Genomic DNA, 20,628 nt, shown 5'->3' on the forward strand with positions numbered 1-20,628 from the left:
TATTATCCTTAAATTTGTTTTAAGAAAAAGATAACCGCGTCTCTTTGCGATTTATCTAATTTTATAAATGCTTGTTGTGATGACTTTGCTTCACCGCCATGCCATAAAATGGCTTCTTCTAATGTTCTGGCTCTACCGTCATGTAAAAAAGCTTGATAACCTTGGATATGTTTTTGCAAACCTAAACCCCATAATGGTGCTGTTCGCCACTCTGAACCTGTAGCTTTAAATTCAGCTTTACCATCAGATAATCCTTCACCCATATCGTGTAAAGCAAGATCGGTATAAGGCCAAATTTTTTGTCCTGCCAACTCTTTTACTGGGTAGCTTTCATCAGTTTTAAAACTCGGCTGATGACATGAATGACAGTTCAATTGATAAAAAATTTCACGTCCTAATTGGGCTTGTTTACTTTTAAGTGAACGAGTTGGTTGAACTGCAACATGTTGACCCATGTAAACAGTTAAATCGTGCAGTTTCTCAGGGATCTCCTGCTGCTTGTCATGTCCGCCAAGTAAAGACCTTTGACGACAGCCTATTTGTATATGCGAACAGGTATCAGACTGAAAAAATGGATTTGTAATTCCAATATCATTTACAAACGCACCTGCCGTTTGTTGCGCTAAACTGGGGTGCAATGCTTTAAAACCAAAACGCCCTACAGCCACTTTTTGAGTTAATACATCAGGCACTAAATTGTACTTAGCACTAATTCCATCATTATTAGAATCGGCAATATCTTCAAGGGCAAGTAAGTCCTCTTCTTTTATCGCATCAAGCAAACCCATGCCGTAAATAGCAGGTGCATAACGCGGTGATAAAACAGTGCTTTCTTCTAGCTTTCCATAATTTAAATTAACTAATTCATAGCTAGGCTTACGTAATTGATAAGATGAGCCGTCAGCGTAAGTGCCATTAATAAATTCATACTTGAGTTTTATTTCAGCTTCAGGCTCTATCACTGTTGAAAGCGCTTTATGAGACAAACGAATTGCAAATGGCTGTAATTGGCCACCATAATTTTCATCTACTTTTGCACCGTCGATTTTAGCACCTAAACGGATCAGTAAAGCCATAGGTTTTGAAACACCTTCAACAGGTTCACGACCTCGACCTCCCCTTGCATGACATGCCTTGCAAGAGCGCGCATTGAATAATGGACCTAAACCATCTCTATCTTCAGTTACAGCAGGCGCTGCTATCCAAGGATCTCTAAAAAAAGAAAATCCATCCCAAAAATCTAATTCATCATCTAAAGATAAATTTCCTGATGGATGAATAAATGTTCTGGTATTGACTCTTTTTAAAGTTGCCTCACCTGCGGGTTTAAACTCACTAATATCAAACTTAGGTGCATATGTTTTATCTACAGGCTGACATGCAGATAAAACACACAATAAACTTAGTAAAAATAATACTCTCATTAAAGCGACTCTAAAAATGCTAACAACTGACTACGTTCATTTTTAGATAAAGCAACAAAGTTTTGTTTAGCCGTTTTAGCTTCACCATCGTGCCAAAGAATTGCTTCACTGATAGTACGCGCGCGTCCATCATGCAAAAAAGTCGCATTTGGATTAACAGTTTGTACTAAACCTAAACCCCAAAGTGCAGGCGTTTTCCATTCAGTCCCTGTTGCATTTCCTTCTGGACGATCATCTGCTAAACCATCACACTTTTGCACCCAATAACATTGTTCTCCTGAGATACACGCATTGCCTTCATTATCTTCACGTGTAATTTCAGCACATTGACCACCCATATCATGTAATAATAAATCTGTGTATGGATAAATTACTTGTTCGCTTAGTGCTGCAATTGGTGTTGATGACTCTGCTATATCTAATAAACCGGCATCACCGAGTAAACTCCCCTGCGCCTCGCCTGTTTTATGTCGTGGTACATGACAAGAAGCACATTTGTTCTCATGAAACAAAGTACGTCCTGCTAATACATCAGCACCCCAAGTATTGGTTTGTTTATTGAAACCTCTACGCTCAGGCACAGCTAATAAACGGTTATAAAATTCGACCTGCGCTAAAGATAATTTACTTAAATCTAAATTACCTGCTTCATTATCTTGCTCTTGTTTTGCTTTATTAATGCAAGCAGCTTGTAAATCTGTGCAAGGTTCTTCTTGAGCAACAAAGTTAGTTATGCCCATATCGCCACGATATGCACCTGATATTTGTTGTAATACAGATGCAGTTACCGCTTTATAACCAAAGCGCGCTAATTTGTTTTCATTTGAGATTGGCTCTTCAACATAGACTGCTCTACCAGAGATTCCATCATTATCAACATCGTCTTCGTCTGCATAAGCAGTAATATATTCTTGTGGAATAGCACCTAATAAACCTGAACCAAATACCGCAGGTGACACTCTTGGTGAGAACCTCACAGCATCATTAAAGTCACCATAAGACAGATCTTTTACTTTATAAATTGGCTTTCTGAGTTGATAGCTTTCACCATCATCAAATTGACCATTAATAATTTCGTACTCTACAAATGCATAGGCTTCACCATAAGCTAAACCTTCGTCTAATGCGCCATTGTGTTTTGGCAATGCACCTTTATCATGCCCTTCAACTGTGCCAAATGTTTGAATTTGATCTCCGTATATAACATCAGGTACTCCTTTATCATCACTCACTCTTAAAAACATGCTTGTCATAGCCATTTTTGTATTTGCAGGTACTTCTCCACGACCGTCCTTAATATGACAGCCTTGGCAAGTAGCGTTATTAAATAAAGGACCTTGCCCTTTATGTATGCCTCTAAATAAATGATCCCCAGTTTTAAATACACCATCGAGCTCAAAATCACTTCGGATCAAAGGTGCTGATTGGCTAAATGCATCTTCATTAAATACATTTGTACTGGCTTCTCCGCCACTTAAATGCTCGTTTTCATCAGGTGTTTGCGCAGAGATTGTTGGCAAACCATCTTTTGGCTGACCAGGAAAAATGACATTACCACCGCCAGTATTTCCACCTGAATTACCATCTGTATTACCATTTGAATTGTTAGAAGAGTCAGAACCACCGCCACATGCAGATATCAAAACACTTGAAGATATAAGAAGTGCTAAAATTTGCTTTTTCATTTTACGCCCATAGAATCAAAAGCTAATAAACAAAAAAACCCACTCAATAGTGGGTTTTTAACTAATACAAAAAACTAACCACCAAATTCGTCAGTATCTTGTTTTAAATCACTTGTTGTTACTTCAAGTGCAGTGATCGCTTCATTGATCACATCTGTTTGCGCTTTTAGCGCTTCTATCGTTTCAGTTACTGCAGGTTTAAAATCAGCTAACTGAATCTGTAAATCAAATGACGTACCCATTTTAGCATTAGTATCAATAACTGACGCTTTTGCCATCGTTAGTTCAAGTGCTGCACGTAATTTATTAGCAAGTTCTGGATGACCTTCTACTACCAATAAGTCATAAATACTTGCACCTTGCAATACTTCACCGGTATCACGCGTATACTGACCAGAAAATGCATTTTGAATGCCTTTTGCATTTAGGAAAATATCACGGTGAGTATTATCAGAAAAACATGAATGCTCATCTTCTTGTGAGTCTGTACGAAGTGCAATACTCATACGCTCACCTGCTAATTCACCGTAACTTAAACGACCCATGCCTTCTAAGATTTTTGCTAATGATACTTTTGAGTTATCTGTATTCGTGAAATTATTGTAATGAAAACCAGAACCAGGTGCCCAAGTATTAGCTACCGCTTGTAAATCATCAATTAATAGTTCAGCTGCTGCGATTAGGAACTGGCCACGACGAATACATTGCTCATTATCAGCACCAGTTTCACCTGATGTACAAGTCCCGACTTTACCTTCAAAATCATTTGCTACAGTGTAGTAATCTGATGCTTTACGATAGCCTGCAGAGTAATCACGATTAGCAGTGTATGTGCCATCTTCATTTAAATCCTGACCCCATAATAAAAACTCAATAGCATGGTAGCCAGACGTTACATTCGCTTCATCTTGTGCATCATTAACACCACCAAACGCAGCTTGTAATACAGCTTTATTGATTACAGGATAAGTTACGCTATCAGCAATAATATTTCCGCCTACAGGTAAAGATGATACGCTTTCAGGATTTTGTAAGTTATCCATATCTATAGTGTAATCAATAAATGCTTCGGCTAATGGCCAAGCATTGATTGCACCTTCAGGACCCGCTTCAGGCTCTAAAACCCAGTTACCTTGTGCATCTTTTGTTAAATTATCAATTGGTCCTTCACGGAAACGGTAAACTTCAGACTGACCATAGGATTCACGCGAATCAAGCCACGCCTCTTTAGCTCTTGTGAAATTCTCATCTGTTGGTGCTGCAACAAAAACTTCTAATTGTTCTTTTAATGCTTTAGCAGCAATTAAAGAGTCACTATAAACAGCATATGCATGTTGTGCATTTGTATTTACAACATCAGAAGTTGTAACAAAAACGCTTACGCCATTTGTACCATCAACACCACTCGTACCGTTAGCACCGTCAACACCATTAGTGCCATTCTTACCATCGTCACCGCCACAACCAGCTAAAATAGCCGCGCATACTACTGATAATGCAAAACTCTTAGAAAATTTCATTACGTTCCCTTAAACTGTAAATGATAATTAATATTATTTGCGAGCATTCTATATACATACAGTAATAATATCAATAACGATAATTACTTTCATTTACATTTATTGACGTAGTTCATGCTAATTGAGGTGCGCTTAAACAGTTATCTGTTACATTGAAAGGTTGGGTGACATATACTCATATAAGGGTGATGCGTTTATTTAAAGGTTAAACCCACAGAGATATTATTAAAAGCTTATGTAAATTACACCTTAAATAATTTAATAACATTTGATTTTAAAAGGTTATATCTTAAAGCCTAAACCAGCCTTTAAGATATAAAAATATCTCATTACTAATTACTTTTTAAACCTTAAAACGACTAGCCTAATTAACAGGGCTATCAGTAATATAGCAAATGCTTGCATTAGCCAATGTGGTAAGACATGGTTTTCTTCACCTAGCATAGGCGCCACTTCAATGCCGTATGTCTCAACTAAAAAGTCAGTCAATAAACCAAATATAATCGCAATGCCTATTACACCAGTTAGATACGCAGCGACTGCACGTTTACCTAACTCATTGATCACCACACCTAAAGTTGCAATATTAGTAGCAGGGCCTGCAAGCATAAAAACTAAAACAGCACCGGGCGATACCCCTGAGAGTAATAACCCTGCAGCTATTGGCGTTGAAGCAGTAGCACAGATATACATAGGAATGCTGATCAAAACCACGACTACCATAGCTAAAATGCCAGTTCCCCATTGCGTAAAGAAGTCGTTAGGTACAAAACTTTGAATCAGAGCAGCAAAAAATAAGCCTATTAATAACCATTTGGCGGTATCTTGTAATAACTTTGTACAGCTAAAATGAAGCGCTTCAAAAATCCGACTACTAGGTTCACCAATTGAACCCTCATGATTATGAGGTGTTTGATGTTTATTTTCAGAGCAACAAGCTACTTTTACAGGTTTTGACTCTGGTTCTTTTTTGCTACAGTAACTAATTTCAACTTTTGGCTCTTTTTTACTACAACATGTTTCTTTTACATCATGTTTATGTGCACTTTCTTCTGGAGTGGCACCTTTATCACGACCTACCAATAAACCAGCGACAATTGCACTTGTTATTGCAGCTATTGGCCTAATTACAGCCATAAATGGGCCTAATAAAACATAAGATACTGAAATTGAATCTACGCCTGTTTCAGGTGTTGAAACTAAAAATGCTGTTGTTGCACTTTTTGAGGCGCCCGCTCTTCTTAACCCTAAAGCCGCAGGGATCACACCACAAGAACATAAAGGCATAGGCGCACCAATTAATGCAGCTTTCACAGTTGAAACAAAACCCTCTTTGCCTAAATGTTTAATTAAGAAATTTTTTGGTAAATAAACCTTAATCAAACCTGCTATAAATAACCCTAATAAAAGCCAAGGTGCAGAAATAACAAACAGTTGCCAAAAGTTATCAATTAACGCGATTAAATGAGTCATCTACATTCTCCAAAGCAGATAAAATTGAACAATGTATTGCAGCTTCTTCACCGCCACAACAAGCGTCTGATAATAAACGTAATGAGTCTTTAAATCGTGTCAGTTCCATTATTTTAGCTTCAACTTGTGCAAGTTTTAAATCAGTTAATGATTTAACTTCACCACAACTATGATCTTGTTTTTCAAGATTAATAGATAATAATTCTTTAATTTCATTCAAACTAAAACCAATACTTTTGGCTCTAACAATAAACTGCATACAACGAAGATCATTGTCATTGTATAAACGATAGCCAGATTCACTTCTCCCTGAAGGTGTTAATAAGCCATTTTTTTCATAATATCTAAGTGTATCTGTTGATACTGATAAAACCTTAGATAACTCACCTATTTTATACATAATCGTTTCCATCTGAGCTGTTAATACAAGCATAATAAACCTTGGAGTAAACACCAAGGTCAAGCATGTTAATAAATTAAAAATTCACAGCTTGAAGTGAAGTACCTATATTGTCACAATGCGCTATTATATATCTCATTTTAAAATCGATGCATATGCCTGTAATCATGCAAAAAAATTTAATCAATATTGTTATTTTAGATGCCGCCACTTTAAATAATGCTGATTTATCTGCTTTAATTGATATTAATGAACAAGCAAACTCTGTTGTTAAGTCATATGAAACCACCAGTAAATCTCAAATACAAGAACACTGTAAAAATGCAGATGTCATTATTACTAATAAGATATGCTTAGGGCATGAAGAGTTAATTAATTTACCTAAATTAAAATTGATATGTATTGCAGCAACCGGAACCAATAACATTGATTTAGTGACAGCTAAATCACAAGGAATAGCGGTCACCAATGTCGCTGGTTACTCTACAGCCTCTGTTGTACAACATACTTTAACACTTATCCTTACCTTAATGAGTAATAGCCATAAATATATTCAAGATTGCAAAAATGACGCTTGGCAAAAAAGTGATATGTTTTGTTTGTTAAATCATCCGATTGCTGAACTGGAAAATAAAACTCTGACAATTATCGGCTACGGTGCATTAGGTAAAGGAGTTGAAAATATTGCAAAAGCATTTGGCATGAAAGTATTGATTAGTGAGAGGAAAAACCAAGCTAGCAGAGAAGGCAGAACTAATTTTGAATCTGCGTTAAAACAAGCCGATATCGTTTCTATTCACTCACCACTCACAGAAGAAACTAAAAGTTTAATTTCTAATAATGAGTTTTCATTAATGAAACCAACAGCTGTTTTAATTAATACCGCAAGAGGTGGTATTGTAGATGAAACAGCCCTCGTTAAAGCACTTAAAAATAAATTAATAGCAGCATCTGCAACAGATGTATTAAGTCTTGAGCCTGCAAAAGAATGCAACCCACTGATTCAATATAAAGGTGATAATTTAATTATTACACCACATATCGCTTGGGGTTCAAAAGAGTCTATTGCACGTTTAGTTAAAGAAATCAGTTTAAATATTATTGCTTTTTATAATGATGAAAGTCGAAATAGAATCGTTTAAAAAGTCACTAATAAGTTAAATTAAGTGGTGATAACCAAAGTGTATCATCACTTAATAATTCCTTTGTTTTATCGCTTAATAATGGATTATGTAATTCAAAAATACGCCTTTGTGATAAATTCGCTTTTTTAATAACGTTAAAGATCATTTCATGGTTATAAAATAGCTTATCAAAGCTACCATCCTTAATTGCTTTTTTAAGGCCAAACTCTAATCTTTTAGACAACTCTCCATTAATTTTATTTACAAAAAAGTAGATTGGTGCGGGATATTTTAATAATAGTCTGGACTCTACCTTAAGATTTAAATCTTCTTTTATTTCACCCCAAGGTTCATGTAGCCCACGAGGGAAAAAGTCAAAGCGTTTCATTTTCAGCATTGGCAATAAGTTTCTAGCTGCCCCTTGGATCACATTAAAACCACCTGATAATAAAATTTGTGTATCTGGCCAATCAATACCTTGCCCTATGGAGGTTTGTTTTAATTGAGACAAGCTATTTATATCTGTAAATTGATATTGGTCATCTGCTCGAATGATACCAATGCGATATCCCATTAAACCTTTAAGTATGGGTATATAAACCGTATTAAACCTTTGTTCACGCTCTTTAGAAGTCATACTCCATACGACATCAACGACCTTGCCTTGCTCCAGCATATTTAATGTGCGGCCTTGGTGCATTTCTAATACTTGTTCTTGTAACTTAAAAGCACCATATTTATCACTGCTTTTTTCAAGCGCTAACTGTAATACATCTAAGTAATAACTTTGTTGTGCGTTTTTTAATAATAACGATGTGCCATATTTTACTGTTAAGGGAGGAATAGTGGGTTGTGCAAAAGCAGTGATACTGAAAAATATACTTATATGAAAAATAAAAATATATTTTATAAACATATTTAATCCATAAATTATTAATTCCACACTATTTTATATAGTAAGCCTTTGATTATTATTGAGCAATATAAAAGCAAACGTGCTTTGTTTTTATATTCATTTACGACTTTAAATTCAGAAGACACATTTCACATGAGTTATATGAAACTCACCGTTTTTTACTGTAAAACCAATAATAAATACCTTATAAAAGGGCTAATTAAATCCCCAATCCTTTTGGAGTTAAAATGAAAAAGTCAGCTTTAGCCCTAGCGCTTGCATCAGTAATCACATTAAGTGCATGTAATACGACAGAGCAAGTATCACAACCATCAGTTGTACAAGAGCAAGTTCAAACTCAATTTTCTGATTTTTCTAAAAATTTTATTGATGAGTTATGGAAAAATAACCCAGAATGGTCTCTTTGGGCAGGTTACGGTAAATACGATGACATTTTAACAGTGCCAAACAAATCGAGCCGTCAAAAAGATCTCGCTATCACACAAGCACAGCTTACTGCTTTAGAAAAATTCGATCTAAGTTCATTAAGCTCAAATCAACAAACTGATTACTACTTAATAGAAAACTTACTTAAAAAAAATATTTGGAGCTTAACCAAGTTTAAAAGCTGGCAGTGGAACCCATCTAGCTACAATGTAGCGGGTGGTTTTGCAAAAATTATTAATGGTCGTTTTGACTCTGACAAAATTAAATTTGAAAAAGTACTTCGACGTTTAGTAAATGTACCGGATTATTATCACGCAGCACAAAACAATATTGAAAACCCAACAATTGAATATACACAGTTAGCGATTAGCCAAAATAAAGGCGCTTTTTCTGTTTTTTCACCTGAATTACTAACAAAAGTAAAAGCCTCTGAATTATCAAACAGTGATAAAGCACTATTCGAACAAAGATTTAATGCTGCTACTAAGGCTGTTCAAGGTTATATCGACTTTTTAACAGTGCTTGAAAAAGATCTAGCTAAAAATGGTAATGCCAGATCATTTAGAATTGGTGAAGCACTTTATGAAGAGAAGTTCGCCTTTGATATTCAATCAGGCTATACAGCTAAGGAAGTTTACCAAAAAGCAGTAAACGATAGAGATACTGTTTTACAAGAAATGATCAAAATCACAGAGCAACTTTGGCCTAAATATCTTGCAGATGAACCTATGCCTGCAAATAAGCAAAAAGCGGTTGCTAAACTAATTAAACATTTATCAGTTAAACATGTTTTAGCTGATGAATTTGTACCAGAAATTAAACGTCAAATCCCTGTTCTTGAAAAGTTTGTAATGGATAAAGACTTAATTGACCTAGATCCTGAAAAGCCGCTAGTCGTGCGTGAAACACCTGATTATATGCGTGGTTTTGCTGGTGCATCAATTAGTGCTCCTGGTCCATACGAAACAAAAGAAAATACATACTACAATGTGACGCCACTTGATAATATGAACGCAGAGCAAGCTGAATCGTACTTACGCGAATATAATCATTGGATTTTACAAATACTGAATATTCATGAAGCAATTCCAGGACATTACACAGTTAGTTTATTCAAATGAATCACCCTCTTTAATCAAGAGCATTTTAGGTAACGGCGCTATGATTGAAGGCTGGGCGGTTTATTCTGAGCGCATGATGCTAGAAGAAGGTTATGGTGATTTTGAACCTGAAATGTGGTTGATGTATTACAAATGGAACTTGCGAGTGATCTGTAATACGATTTTAGATTACAGCATTCAAGTTAAAGGTATGACCGAACAACAAGGTCTAGACTTATTAATGAATGATGCTTTCCAAGAACACGCTGAAGCATCAGGTAAATGGCGACGTGCAACACTAAGCCAAGTTCAATTAACAAGCTATTATACTGGTTATAGAGAAATATATGATTTCCGTGAACTACAAAAACAAAAACTAGGTAAAGACTTTGACTTAAAAACTTTCCACAATGAATTTTTAAGTTATGGCAGCGCGCCAGTTAAATATATTAGAGGATTAATGGACAAGTAAGTCATTTCACACTATAAAAAAGGAAGTAATACAAGTGAAAGTGACCTTTTATGGCACCAGAGGATCGATACCAACACCTGTCGAAACCACAGTAAAGTACGGTGGTAATTCAGCTTGTGTACTAATTGAAGCTGATAATAAAAGGCTTATTTTTGATGTGAGTACTGGTATTAAAAAGCGAAGTGAGGAACTCGCTTCTAATAATGAACCTGTCACCATTATATTAAGCCATAACCACTGGGAACATACTCAAGGTTTTCCATTTTTCATACCCGCTTATCAAAAAAATAGACTTATCAATATTTAAAGTGCCCTACTCAACCTGTTAAACATAATGCCATTTTAGAAAAAATGGATATGAGCACCTTCCCTGTTCCCTCAAAAGATAATTTAAATACTGACTTTGATTCTCGGGTCAAATTTTTAAGTAATGTTGACTGCTTGGTTCATGATGCACAATACACAGATCTAGAAATGCCGCTAAAATGAGGTTGGTGTCACTCCTCAATAGATCAAGCAATCAAATTAGCTAAAGCTGCTAAAATTAAAGTACTCATTTTATATAGCCATGCACCAGAGAGAACCGATAAAGAGTTAGATAAATTTATGAATGAAAAACAAATAGACGTCATTAATGAAACTAAAATACCAGGTTTTTCACCTTTAGCATCTTAACTATTAGCTAGGGGTTTGATATTATTAATATATTATATTTAAAGTATTGAGGAATAAGATGCGCCCATTAATTATTTTTATTCTTTTTTACTTGCTTTGTATACAAGTTCAGGCAAAAAACTTACAAAAAACAGTAAACGAAAACACCATTTCGTTTGACTATACTTGGCAAGATCATAACCATAAAACTCAAACTTTAAGCTTCTCCTTACCCAAAAAACTTATAAATAATAAATACAGACGCTTTAAACGCTTCGATAAAGATAAAGCAATGAATCACATTTATAAAGCTTTATTAGAACAAGCAAGTAGCTATAACCCCAGAGAAGTGAGAGTCAGTTTTAAGCAACAACATTCACAATTAGGCTATACCATAAAAAGTAAAAATGAAAAAAAAATAAATGAAGTTGAGCAACAACTTAAACAACTTGAAAATAAAACTTATTTAGATTTTTTAAAGCAACATCACTACATTGAATTTAATACCCCTTGGGCTGGGAAAAAAATAAAACCAGATCATAAAAAGTTTGTAATTGAAGGCGTCGATTACTTAGAGCCAGTAACGCAAGCGATTAGAGAATCTATTTCAGTTAAAAAGCCCAGGGTTTTAATCAACTTTGTTTTATCTTGGTTGCAATCAATCCCCTATTCCACTTTAGAAAGCAGAACAGAATCAAGTGGGTTAGGCTACTATCCACCGATTCGCGTGATAGCGCACAACATAGGTGACTGTGATAGTAAAATGACTTTAATGTCAGCAATTATAAAAAAAATATACCCACGGCTCAGTCAATCACTTATTTATTTACCTCAACATGCCTTAATCGGGTTTCAATTACCTACTTTAAAAGCTGATAAATATACAACAATAAATGGCTTGCACTATATTTTGGCAGAACCTGTCGGTCCTGCTAAATACCCATTATCTAAAATAGCAGATAGCTCAATTGGCTATATTGATGCTAAAAGTTATTTTCATGAAATAATTTAATTATAAAAAACCTTTTAAATTATCTAATTAAAGAATAAAGTTTTAACACTAATAATAAAAAGACACTCTTATGCGTTTATTACCTAAAATTGCAGGTTTATTAACTTTATCTTCCCTTGTTATCTCATCAAATGTACTAGCAAAATTTACAGCAGTACATAATGTAACCGGTTATACTTTAGAGCGAAGTGGCGAACTAAAGGAGTTTTCCACTCTGGTATTTAAAAACGGCAAAGTGGTTAGAACTGGTGATAAGGCATTACTAAAAAGCTACCCTAATGCAAAAAAAATTGATGGTGAAAACAAATTTTTATTACCGGGACTGATTGATGCCCATGGCCATATAATAGGCTTAGGTCAAAACTTATCTCGTTTAGATTTACGTGATACTCAATCTAAAAGAGATGTTGGTGAAAAGCTAAAAGCATTTTCAAAAAATAAAAATGGCTGGATTGTTGGCCGTGGTTGGAATCAAGAGAACTGGCCAAACAATCAATTCCCTACTGCAGCAGATTTAGATAAGTATGTCAGTGATATTCCTGTGGTATTAACTCGTGTAGATGGCCATGCAGTTTGGGCAAATAGTAAAGCAATGTCGCTTGCCAATATTACTTCACAAATTAAAGCGCCTATGGGCGGGGAAATTATAAGATTAGCCAATAATGACCCTAGCGGCATTTTTATAGATAAAGCAGAAGATTTAATTAATAACCACATCCCAAAAACAAATAAACAAGCTATTAATCAAGCGTTAGACTTAGCTGGAGAGCACTTATTAAGCTTAGGTATTACATCAGCACATGATGCGGGAATAAACAAAGACACTTGGGAAATTTATAAACAAAGAGCCAAAGATAAAAACTTACCTGTTAGAATTTACGCCATGTTATCAGCAAGCGATCCCCAGTTAGATTTCATGTTAAAAGCAGGTACTTACCAAGAACAAAGTGATTTTTTATCTATTCGCAGCATAAAAGTTTATGCCGATGGCGCTTTAGGTAGCCGAGGTGCAGCTCTTTTAAGTGATTATGCGGACAGAGCACAGCACACAGGCCTTATGCTTGAGTCACAAGCATCACTCGAAGACTTTTATACAAAAAGCTTTAAACATGGGTTTACCGCCAATACTCATGCAATTGGTGACCGGGCTAATAAAATTGTTTTAGATGCCTATGAAAATGTATTTAAAAATACCGGTGGTCGCTTATTAAGAAATAGAATTGAACATGCTCAGATAGTGCACGTAGATGATATTCCTAGATTTAAATCATTAAATATAATTCCTTCTATGCAACCTGTACACGCAACATCTGATATGCATATGGCAGAAGTAAGATTAGATGATAAACGCCTGCAAGGTGCTTATGCTTGGCAAGCTTTTATTAAACAAGGCTCTCATTTAGCCGCTGGTTCTGACTTTCCTGTAGAGTTAGCTAATATTTTCCATGGTTTATATTCAGCTATGGGTAGAATGGATCATCAACAAAAACCTGAAAATGGCTGGCGCTCAGAGCAAGCATTAACACGCAAACAAGCGTTTAAAGCATTTACATTAGATGCAGCATACTCAGCACATCAAGAGTTTAAAATTGGATCATTAGAGAGAGGTAAATGGGCCGACTTTATCTTAGTTGATAAAGATATTTTTAAATCTGATATTGCAGAAGTTTACCAAACCCAAGTATTAGAAACTTGGATAGCGGGTGAGAAAAAGTACCAAAAGGACTAAGAACTAACATTGAGCATAAATATGTAGTTTGCTTATTTATGCTCAGATAATTACATAATTTTACGACATCTGTCATCATTACTAATAAATTGAAAGTTGCAAAGTAATTTAGCCAGTTGCCAAGTCCTTTTTATTATCACGCATTAACTTTACAATATGGTATAAATTAACTAAAGCCAGTAGTGCATTGGCAAAAGCCACAGGCCAAGCAGTTATAATCAAGCCATAAATAGCAAAGGTAGAACAGCCTGCTAAGTTAAGCCAACGTAGTTTTACAACGTCTGTCATCATGAGTGACATTACTAATAAAACCGATGCAAAGTAACCTAAATATTCCCAAGACATATAATTCCTCAGCCAAGCGCGTATAATCAATATAAAACATATTAAAGTGGCTCAGGTATACCTTGAAGGACATATGTCCAAAGCCCCAAAATACAAAAAATAAATTCAGGCCTAACTATGTTTCAATATCATTTTTCAGCTAACTTAATAGAACAACTGCTCACTTACGCAGAAAAAGAATACCAACAAGAAAAAGGCGCTAGCCTTTTACATCAAGATCAACCACTTACTAAATTATTATTAGTGAGATCAGGCACTGTTTCTTTTAGCTATGATGTAGGCAACGGCCGTAGATTATTGTTAGGTCAACTAGATTGTAATTTTACTTTGATTGGCGAAATTGAAGCACTCAATGCTAAACCTTGTATTTACACTGTCACCTGCCAAACCGATGTAAATTATCATTTAATTGATTTTAAACATTGGCAAAGTATTTTATTACAACAACCTGAATTATGTTTGTACACAGCCCAAACAGTTGCGGCTAAATTTTTAGAAAACCATCAAATAAACTTAGATAAATTACTTTTACCTTTAAGCTATAACATTGCAAAAGACTGTTTATCTCGTCACCAAAATACCAGCCCCATTGTTTTACGCCCCTACCCGACTGTCAGCGCCGAAGCTGAGCGCTTTGCTACAACTGAGCGGGCATATCGCAGAGTTGTTTCAGAACTTGTTGAACAAAGCTTGATCGAAAGAACAGATAAAGGATTAAAACCTATCAATGAAGATAAACTCAGCGACTTTATAGATCATTTTCATCAAAAATAATTTAATTTCCATGAACCTTTGCGTAAATACTATCGTCTTGTAGATATAAGAAAATTAAAAGAGCTCTATTGAGAGATAGTTAAATTATGGAACAAGCCAAAGTAGAATTGTTAGTCATGGATGCAAAGCAAGCCGATGAGCAGGCTTTTACTGAGCTTTTTCAGTATTTTAATCCCGGGCTTTTAAGATTTTCTTATAAAATTTGTCATAACGAGCAGATCGCTCACGACGCAGTACAAAATGCTTGGATTAAGATCACTAAATCTTTAAAGCAACTACAAGACCCTCGCGCTTTTAAAAGCTGGGCTTATCAAGCTACTCGCTGGCAAACATTAGATTTAATAAAACATTACGCAAAAGAAAGTGCGCTTCAAGTTGATGAACCCATTGAAGCTTTAGCACAAACATTAAGTGAAGCTGATGATGTGTTGCTTCATCATATCAATGAACTACCAGATATAGATAAACACACTATTCATTTATTTTACTTAGAGCAAATGAGCTTACAAGAAGTCAGTTTAATTTTAGAAGTACCTGTTGGCACAGTTAAATCTAGATTAAACCGAGCGCGTAAATTATTAAAACAGAAGATGGATAATTAACCTTAAGGAATACCGTTATGAACTTAGATGACAAAATTAAACAGTCTTTAGAATCTGAAGCTAAAAATTTAGATCATATACTGGCTCATGAACCGGGCATTTTTAAAATGTTACTCAATGCCTTTAAAGGTTCATTAGGCCGATGGATGATCTTAGTGGCTATTGTTACTTTTTTAATTACTTTAGTGATGTTTTGGGCTGGCTATCAATTCTTTTTTGTTGAAGTCTCAGAGCAAACTCTCATGCTACATAAAATTCAGTGGGGTGTTGTACTATTACTTTCGACTATAGTGCAAATTGCTTTAAAAATGTGGACTTTTATGGAGATGAATCGCCAATCGGCTATGCGGGAAATAAAAAGACTTGAACTGACAATTGAAAAGCTCACTAATACATTAGATAAATAATTTAATCTCATATTATAAAAAAGGCTGCACTTAGTGCAGCCTTTCTAAGTTCAATCAGCTGAATTTAAACCAATAAATCTTTGATATTAGTTAAATCAGTTTTACCTTCAATAATTTCATCTGGTGTTAAACCTGATAATTCATGTGGGAATACTAACCACTCTTCAGAATCATGGATAAAATAATCAGGAACGATATCAACTTTAGAGTTTTTAGGTTTGTAATAAGGACATGCAACGCGTACATCTGTTGGCATATTCAAACGCATTAGTTTAGATAACTCTTCTTTTAATGCTTGGATACTACGACCAGAATCAAATACATCGTCAACGATTAATAATTTATCGCCTGCATTGGCGTTTTCAACGATGTAATGTAAACCATGCACTTTGATTTCTTTTGACTGTAAACCAATACCATAATAAGAAGATGTACGAACAGCAATATGATCTGTTTCAACACCTTTAAAATCATAATATTCTTGCACTGCGATACCAATTGGAGCACCACCACGCCAAATACCAATTATAAAATCAGGGCGAAATCCATCATCATAAACTTGTGCGGCAACGCGGAACGAATCTTCTAACAGCTGTTGCGCTGTAATAAATCGTTTATCAGACATTTGAGGCTCCATAAGAGAAATTGGCTAACGCCGTTAAATTGGGTGCGAATAATACACTAAAAGAAAGCTTATTTGTTGTTACAAGTCAAATTAGAGCGAAAAACCTATCAAATAAGACAAGTTTGTTTCATTTACAACCAATTGATTAAATTAACTGAACAAAAAAACACGAACTGAGTTCGCGTTTTTTTATTTATTTTTTAACTAAATCTAACTATTTTGCACTAAGCTTTTTCCAGTAATGTTCTAGCCACTGTTCGCATACCTAAAGTAGTCGCGCCTGCAGCCCATTGTGGACCTGCATTATTTTCAAAACATGCAGCTAAGTCCATATGTACCCAACCTTGACCTTCGTTTCCAACAAAGCGAGATAAGAAGCCAGCGGCATTTGATGCGCCACCAAAACCACCGCCTTTTTGCAAACGACTATTGGCAGTATCAGCATAAGGAGATGGGCATTTATCTTGATGCCATTTTTCAAGTGGTAAAGGCCAAGCAGCTTCAAATTCATCTGACGCAAAGTCTTCTACTTCACGTACTAATGCTTTGTCTAAACCAAATAAAGCGTTGTAATCTTGACCAACAGCCATTAATGCAGCGCCCGTTAAAGTTGCAGCATCAATAATAAGTGGTGCGCCAGTTTCAGTAGCAGCCATTAAACCATCAGCTAATACTAAGCGACCTTCTGCATCTGTATTTAATATTTCAACTGTTGTGCCATTTTTATACGTTAAAATATCACCTAATTTATATGCATTACTCGAAATCATGTTTTCAGCACAACATAAAAATAATTTAATGCGCTTATCAATACCACGGTTAATCGCTAACGCTAAACCAGCAGTTACCGTACCTGCACCGCCCATATCACATTTCATTGTAGCCATGCCTTCGCTGGCTTTAATTGAATAACCACCTGAGTCAAATGTAATACCTTTGCCTACTAGCGCAGCAGAAACAGGCGCATTTTCATCACCTGTCGGATTATAATCTAACTCTAATAAAACAGGTTTACGAGCACTACCACGGCCAACAGCGTGAATACCTGCCCATTGCGCTTCTAACAAAGCATCACCTTTAATGATTTGGTAACTTACATGTTCAGGCGCTAAAGATTGAATAAATTCAGCTGCTTTTTCAGCCAAGCTTTCAGGGTAAATATCTTCAGCTGAACCATTAATTACTTTACGTGCAAATAATGCAGATGTTTTTAATGAAGCTAGTTCTTTTAAATCTGATTGTGCATTATCAACAAAAGTAACACCTTCTTGCGCCTTAGGGCTGACAAAACCTTGATAGAAAGCCCATTGGCTTTCAGTACACCAAGCATCACCTTCAAGAGACACTTCTTTTATACCTTGGCCAGCTAAAGAACGTGCCGCTTTTTGTACATGCTTTAAAGTTTCACTTTCTGATAGATGTACTAAAGCGCCATCATTATCAAAAGACAAGTTTACATTGCCCCAATGTGCCGCAGGTGCTTGTTCTATTAATCTTACAATCATTTTTTCGCTCATTTGCATTTCTCTTGCATTATTGAAGTGACAAAAGTGTACTATAGCGCAGTTCACTACCAAAATAATTGAGACTAAATAAATGAAATTTAGTAGTACCTTAAGTCATGGCACTTTAATTAAACGCTATAAACGATTTTTAGCAGATATAACGCTACCTGACGGTGAAGTCAGAACCATACATTGTGCTAATACAGGCGCAATGACAGGATGCGCAGAGCCTGGTTTTAAGGTTTATTACTCCACAAGCGATAACTTAAAAAGAAAATACCCAAATAGTTTAGAGCTTTGCCAAAATAACGCAGGTGATATGATTTGTGTAAATACCGCTTTGGCTAACAAAATTGTCAGTGAAGGCATCACAAATAACAAGATTCCTGAACTGAAAGGCTATGAAACCTTACAGCAAGAAGTAAAATATGGTGATGAAAATAGCAGAATTGACCTATTATTAACTGATGACAAACATGCCGATTGTTATATCGAAATTAAAAGTGTCACACTTTTAGGGCAAGATGCGCAGCATAATGGTCAAGGTTACTTTCCTGATGCTGTCACAACCCGAGGGCTAAAACATATAAGGGAGCTAATAAGCATGAAACAGCAAGGATATCGCGCTGTTTTATTATTTTTAGTACAGCACCAAGGGATCAAGAAACTATCGCCTGCTAGGCATGTAGATGAAAAATATGCCGACGGTATAAAACAAGCTTTAGATGCAGGTGTTGAGATTTTATGTTACAACACAGATATAGATATAGATATAAATAATATTGAGATAAATAAATCATTACCATTTTACCTGTATAATGAACAAATCGTAAATTATTCAAACCGTGATTTTCTGTAATAATAAAAGCAATAACTTACACAAAATCGTTTAAAGAACAATCAAGTTTAAATGCTTATTTTTAAAAAGATATTCGTTAATTTAGCTTTAAATTACAATAATCCTTGCTAATAGGCTGAGTTCTTGCTATTTATAGCCGCCGAATTTATATCGGGATTGAGAATAAGGATTAGGAGTCAGATATGGCAGAGCAAAAAAAATCAGGTCAATACGCTTACGCGGATATCCCACCGTATCAAGAAACACCTGGTGAAGAGTACATGAGCGATGATCAATTAGCTCACTTTAAAAACATTCTTGCTACTTGGCGTACTCAATTACGAGAAGAAGTTGACCGTACAAAAAACCATATGCAAGATGAAGCTGCAAACTTTCCAGATCCAGTAGATAGAGCAGCTCAAGAAGAAGAGTTTTCTTTAGAATTACGTACCCGTGACCGTGAACGTAAATTAATCAAGAAAATTGAAAAAACGCTTAAATTAATCGAAGAAGATGATTTTGGTTTCTGTAATTCATGTGGTATTGAGATAGGTATTCGTCGTTTAGAAGCCCGTCCTACTGCTGATTTATGTGTAGACTGTAAAACTCTTGCTGAAATTAAAGAAAAGCAAGCTGGTTATTAATAATAACTAATCAATTAATTGAGTAGTTCATTATCAGGGGTATATCGAGGTCGATTTGCCCCCTCGCCTTCTGGACCACTTCATTTTGGTTCACTTGTTGCTGCACTTGCCAGCTTTTTGGATGCCAAATCACAATCTGGTAAGTGGTTAGTTCGCATTGAAGATATCGATACCCCACGCATTGTCAAAGGTGCGAGTGATTTAATATTAAAAACACTCGAAGCTTATGGATTATATTGGGACGAAGAAATTTGCTATCAAAGCAAACAACTCGACTTTTACCAACATCATTTAGAATCGCTACTTAATAGTAATCAGCTTTACGCCTGCCAATGCACACGTAAACAAATTAAAGCGTTAGGTGGCATATATAACAATGCCTGCAGAGATATTAATCTGCCTTTTGATAATCAAGCCATTAGAATTAAGCAAAATTACCCAGTAAAAACGTTTAATGATGCTGTTCAAGGACAAGTCTTAGTCGCTGAAACATTTGCCACTGAAGACTACATATTAAAAAGGCGTGATGGTTTATTTGCTTATCAATTGGTTGTAGTTCTTGATGATATTAATCAGGATATTACGCATATCGTGCGTGGTGCCGACTTACTTGAACCTACAGTAAGGCAAATATCTTTATTTCAACAATTTCATAAAAAAGCACCTAACTTTGCCCATGTGCCATTAGTTGTAGCCGAACCGGGTTTTAAATTATCTAAGCAAAATTATGCACCTTCCATCGACATAAGCAAACCACAACTAGCACTTTATGATGCTTTGCGTTTTTTGGGTCAAAATCCACCGATTGATTTAATCAATGAAAATGTAGCTGATTTAATTAATTGGGCTGTTGTTCACTGGGATCTTACAACTGTACCTAGAGTGAATGAAATACAACTAATCAAAAATGATAACGCCCCTCACTGTCAATTTTTAGCTCTTTAATAAAAAAT

General features: G+C 35.5%; 19 protein-coding genes and 1 pseudogene. 11 read left to right on the forward strand and 9 right to left on the reverse strand.

Going from position 1 to position 20,628, the window contains the following annotated elements; all coding sequences use genetic code 11:
- Positions 1-8: 8 nt before the first annotated feature.
- The 5 genes from PSA_RS16630 to zntR form a co-directional block, all read right to left on the reverse strand.
- A complete protein-coding gene (locus tag PSA_RS16630) occupies positions 9-1,424 on the reverse strand; it encodes a di-heme oxidoredictase family protein (protein WP_042148035.1) in 1,416 nt (471 codons plus the stop codon).
- Positions 1,424-3,109, reverse strand: a complete 1,686-nt coding sequence (locus tag PSA_RS16635; protein ID WP_042148038.1) for a di-heme oxidoredictase family protein — start codon at positions 3,107-3,109, stop codon at positions 1,424-1,426. Before PSA_RS16635 ends, PSA_RS16630 begins: the two co-directional genes overlap by 1 nt.
- Before the next feature lie 74 nt (positions 3,110-3,183).
- Entirely contained in the window at positions 3,184-4,629 is a 1,446-nt protein-coding gene (locus tag PSA_RS16640; protein WP_042148042.1) for an imelysin family protein, read from the reverse strand.
- Positions 4,630-4,965: 336 nt separating this feature from the next.
- Positions 4,966-6,102 carry an SO_0444 family Cu/Zn efflux transporter gene (locus PSA_RS16645; RefSeq protein ID WP_042148045.1) on the reverse strand — a complete coding sequence of 379 codons (1,137 nt, stop codon included), beginning with the start codon at positions 6,100-6,102 and terminating at the stop codon, positions 4,966-4,968.
- Entirely contained in the window at positions 6,077-6,535 is a 459-nt protein-coding gene (gene zntR, locus PSA_RS16650) for a Zn(2+)-responsive transcriptional regulator (RefSeq protein ID WP_231665278.1), read from the reverse strand. The genes PSA_RS16645 and zntR overlap by 26 nt, the downstream gene beginning before the upstream one ends.
- A 149-nt stretch (positions 6,536-6,684) precedes the next feature.
- Between zntR and PSA_RS16655 the strand changes: the two genes are divergently transcribed.
- A complete protein-coding gene (locus PSA_RS16655) occupies positions 6,685-7,644 on the forward strand; it encodes a D-2-hydroxyacid dehydrogenase (protein WP_042148194.1) in 960 nt (319 codons plus the stop codon).
- 7 nt (positions 7,645-7,651) lie between these two features.
- On the opposite strand, the gene PSA_RS16660 is transcribed toward PSA_RS16655, so the two are convergent.
- Complete coding sequence (locus PSA_RS16660; RefSeq protein WP_052380092.1) at positions 7,652-8,542, reverse strand: hypothetical protein; 891 nt, start codon at positions 8,540-8,542, stop codon at positions 7,652-7,654.
- A gap of 227 nt (positions 8,543-8,769) precedes the next feature.
- Here PSA_RS16660 and PSA_RS16665 point away from each other — a divergent pair.
- The 4 genes and pseudogenes from PSA_RS16665 to PSA_RS16680 all read left to right on the forward strand — a co-directional run bounded on the left by PSA_RS16665 (position 8,770) and on the right by PSA_RS16680 (position 13,935).
- Positions 8,770-10,540 (forward strand): annotated as a pseudogene (locus PSA_RS16665) (DUF885 domain-containing protein).
- A 34-nt stretch (positions 10,541-10,574) separates the two neighbouring features.
- Positions 10,575-10,847 carry an MBL fold metallo-hydrolase gene (locus PSA_RS25360; RefSeq protein ID WP_042148048.1) on the forward strand — a complete coding sequence of 91 codons (273 nt, stop codon included), beginning with the start codon at positions 10,575-10,577 and terminating at the stop codon, positions 10,845-10,847.
- A 426-nt stretch (positions 10,848-11,273) separates the two neighbouring features.
- Positions 11,274-12,206 carry a hypothetical protein gene (locus PSA_RS16675; RefSeq protein ID WP_042148051.1) on the forward strand — a complete coding sequence of 311 codons (933 nt, stop codon included), beginning with the start codon at positions 11,274-11,276 and terminating at the stop codon, positions 12,204-12,206.
- Positions 12,207-12,276: 70 nt separating this feature from the next.
- Positions 12,277-13,935 carry an amidohydrolase gene (locus tag PSA_RS16680; protein WP_042148053.1) on the forward strand — a complete coding sequence of 553 codons (1,659 nt, stop codon included), beginning with the start codon at positions 12,277-12,279 and terminating at the stop codon, positions 13,933-13,935.
- Positions 13,936-14,043: 108 nt separating this feature from the next.
- Here PSA_RS16680 and PSA_RS16685 read toward each other — a convergent pair whose 3' ends face one another.
- Positions 14,044-14,280, reverse strand: coding sequence for a YgjV family protein (locus PSA_RS16685; RefSeq protein ID WP_042148056.1), 237 nt, complete (start codon positions 14,278-14,280; stop codon positions 14,044-14,046).
- Positions 14,281-14,397: 117 nt separating this feature from the next.
- Here PSA_RS16685 and PSA_RS16690 point away from each other — a divergent pair, with 117 nt between their 5' ends.
- From PSA_RS16690 to PSA_RS16700, 3 genes are all read left to right on the forward strand, one after another.
- A complete protein-coding gene (locus PSA_RS16690) occupies positions 14,398-15,054 on the forward strand; it encodes a Crp/Fnr family transcriptional regulator (protein WP_042148059.1) in 657 nt (218 codons plus the stop codon).
- Between the two features lie 86 nt (positions 15,055-15,140).
- Positions 15,141-15,656, forward strand: a complete 516-nt coding sequence (locus tag PSA_RS16695) for an RNA polymerase sigma factor (protein ID WP_042148062.1) — start codon at positions 15,141-15,143, stop codon at positions 15,654-15,656.
- Positions 15,657-15,673: 17 nt separating this feature from the next.
- Positions 15,674-16,063 (forward strand): DUF6768 family protein, encoded by a 390-nt coding sequence (locus PSA_RS16700; protein ID WP_042148064.1) that lies wholly within the window; start codon positions 15,674-15,676, stop codon positions 16,061-16,063.
- A gap of 64 nt (positions 16,064-16,127) precedes the next feature.
- Here the strand turns inward: PSA_RS16700 and PSA_RS16705 are convergent, their stop codons facing one another.
- Entirely contained in the window at positions 16,128-16,688 is a 561-nt protein-coding gene (locus PSA_RS16705) for a phosphoribosyltransferase (RefSeq protein ID WP_042148067.1), read from the reverse strand.
- Between the two features lie 224 nt (positions 16,689-16,912).
- A complete protein-coding gene (gene pepB, locus PSA_RS16710) occupies positions 16,913-18,205 on the reverse strand; it encodes an aminopeptidase PepB (protein WP_042148070.1) in 1,293 nt (430 codons plus the stop codon).
- Between the two features lie 79 nt (positions 18,206-18,284).
- On the opposite strand from pepB, the gene sfsA reads away from it, so the two are divergent.
- The 3 genes from sfsA to gluQRS all read left to right on the forward strand — a co-directional run bounded on the left by sfsA (position 18,285) and on the right by gluQRS (position 20,620).
- Entirely contained in the window at positions 18,285-19,052 is a 768-nt protein-coding gene (gene sfsA / locus PSA_RS16715) for a DNA/RNA nuclease SfsA (protein WP_042148073.1), read from the forward strand.
- 182 nt (positions 19,053-19,234) lie between these two features.
- Positions 19,235-19,675, forward strand: a complete 441-nt coding sequence (gene dksA, locus PSA_RS16720; protein ID WP_042148077.1) for an RNA polymerase-binding protein DksA — start codon at positions 19,235-19,237, stop codon at positions 19,673-19,675.
- 18 nt (positions 19,676-19,693) lie between these two features.
- Positions 19,694-20,620, forward strand: coding sequence for a tRNA glutamyl-Q(34) synthetase GluQRS (gluQRS, locus tag PSA_RS16725; RefSeq protein ID WP_042148079.1), 927 nt, complete (start codon positions 19,694-19,696; stop codon positions 20,618-20,620).
- Positions 20,621-20,628 lie beyond the last annotated feature (8 nt).

The sequence above is a fragment of the Pseudoalteromonas sp. '520P1 No. 423' genome, from assembly GCF_001269985.1.
Classification (GTDB): Bacteria; Pseudomonadota; Gammaproteobacteria; order Enterobacterales; family Alteromonadaceae; genus Pseudoalteromonas.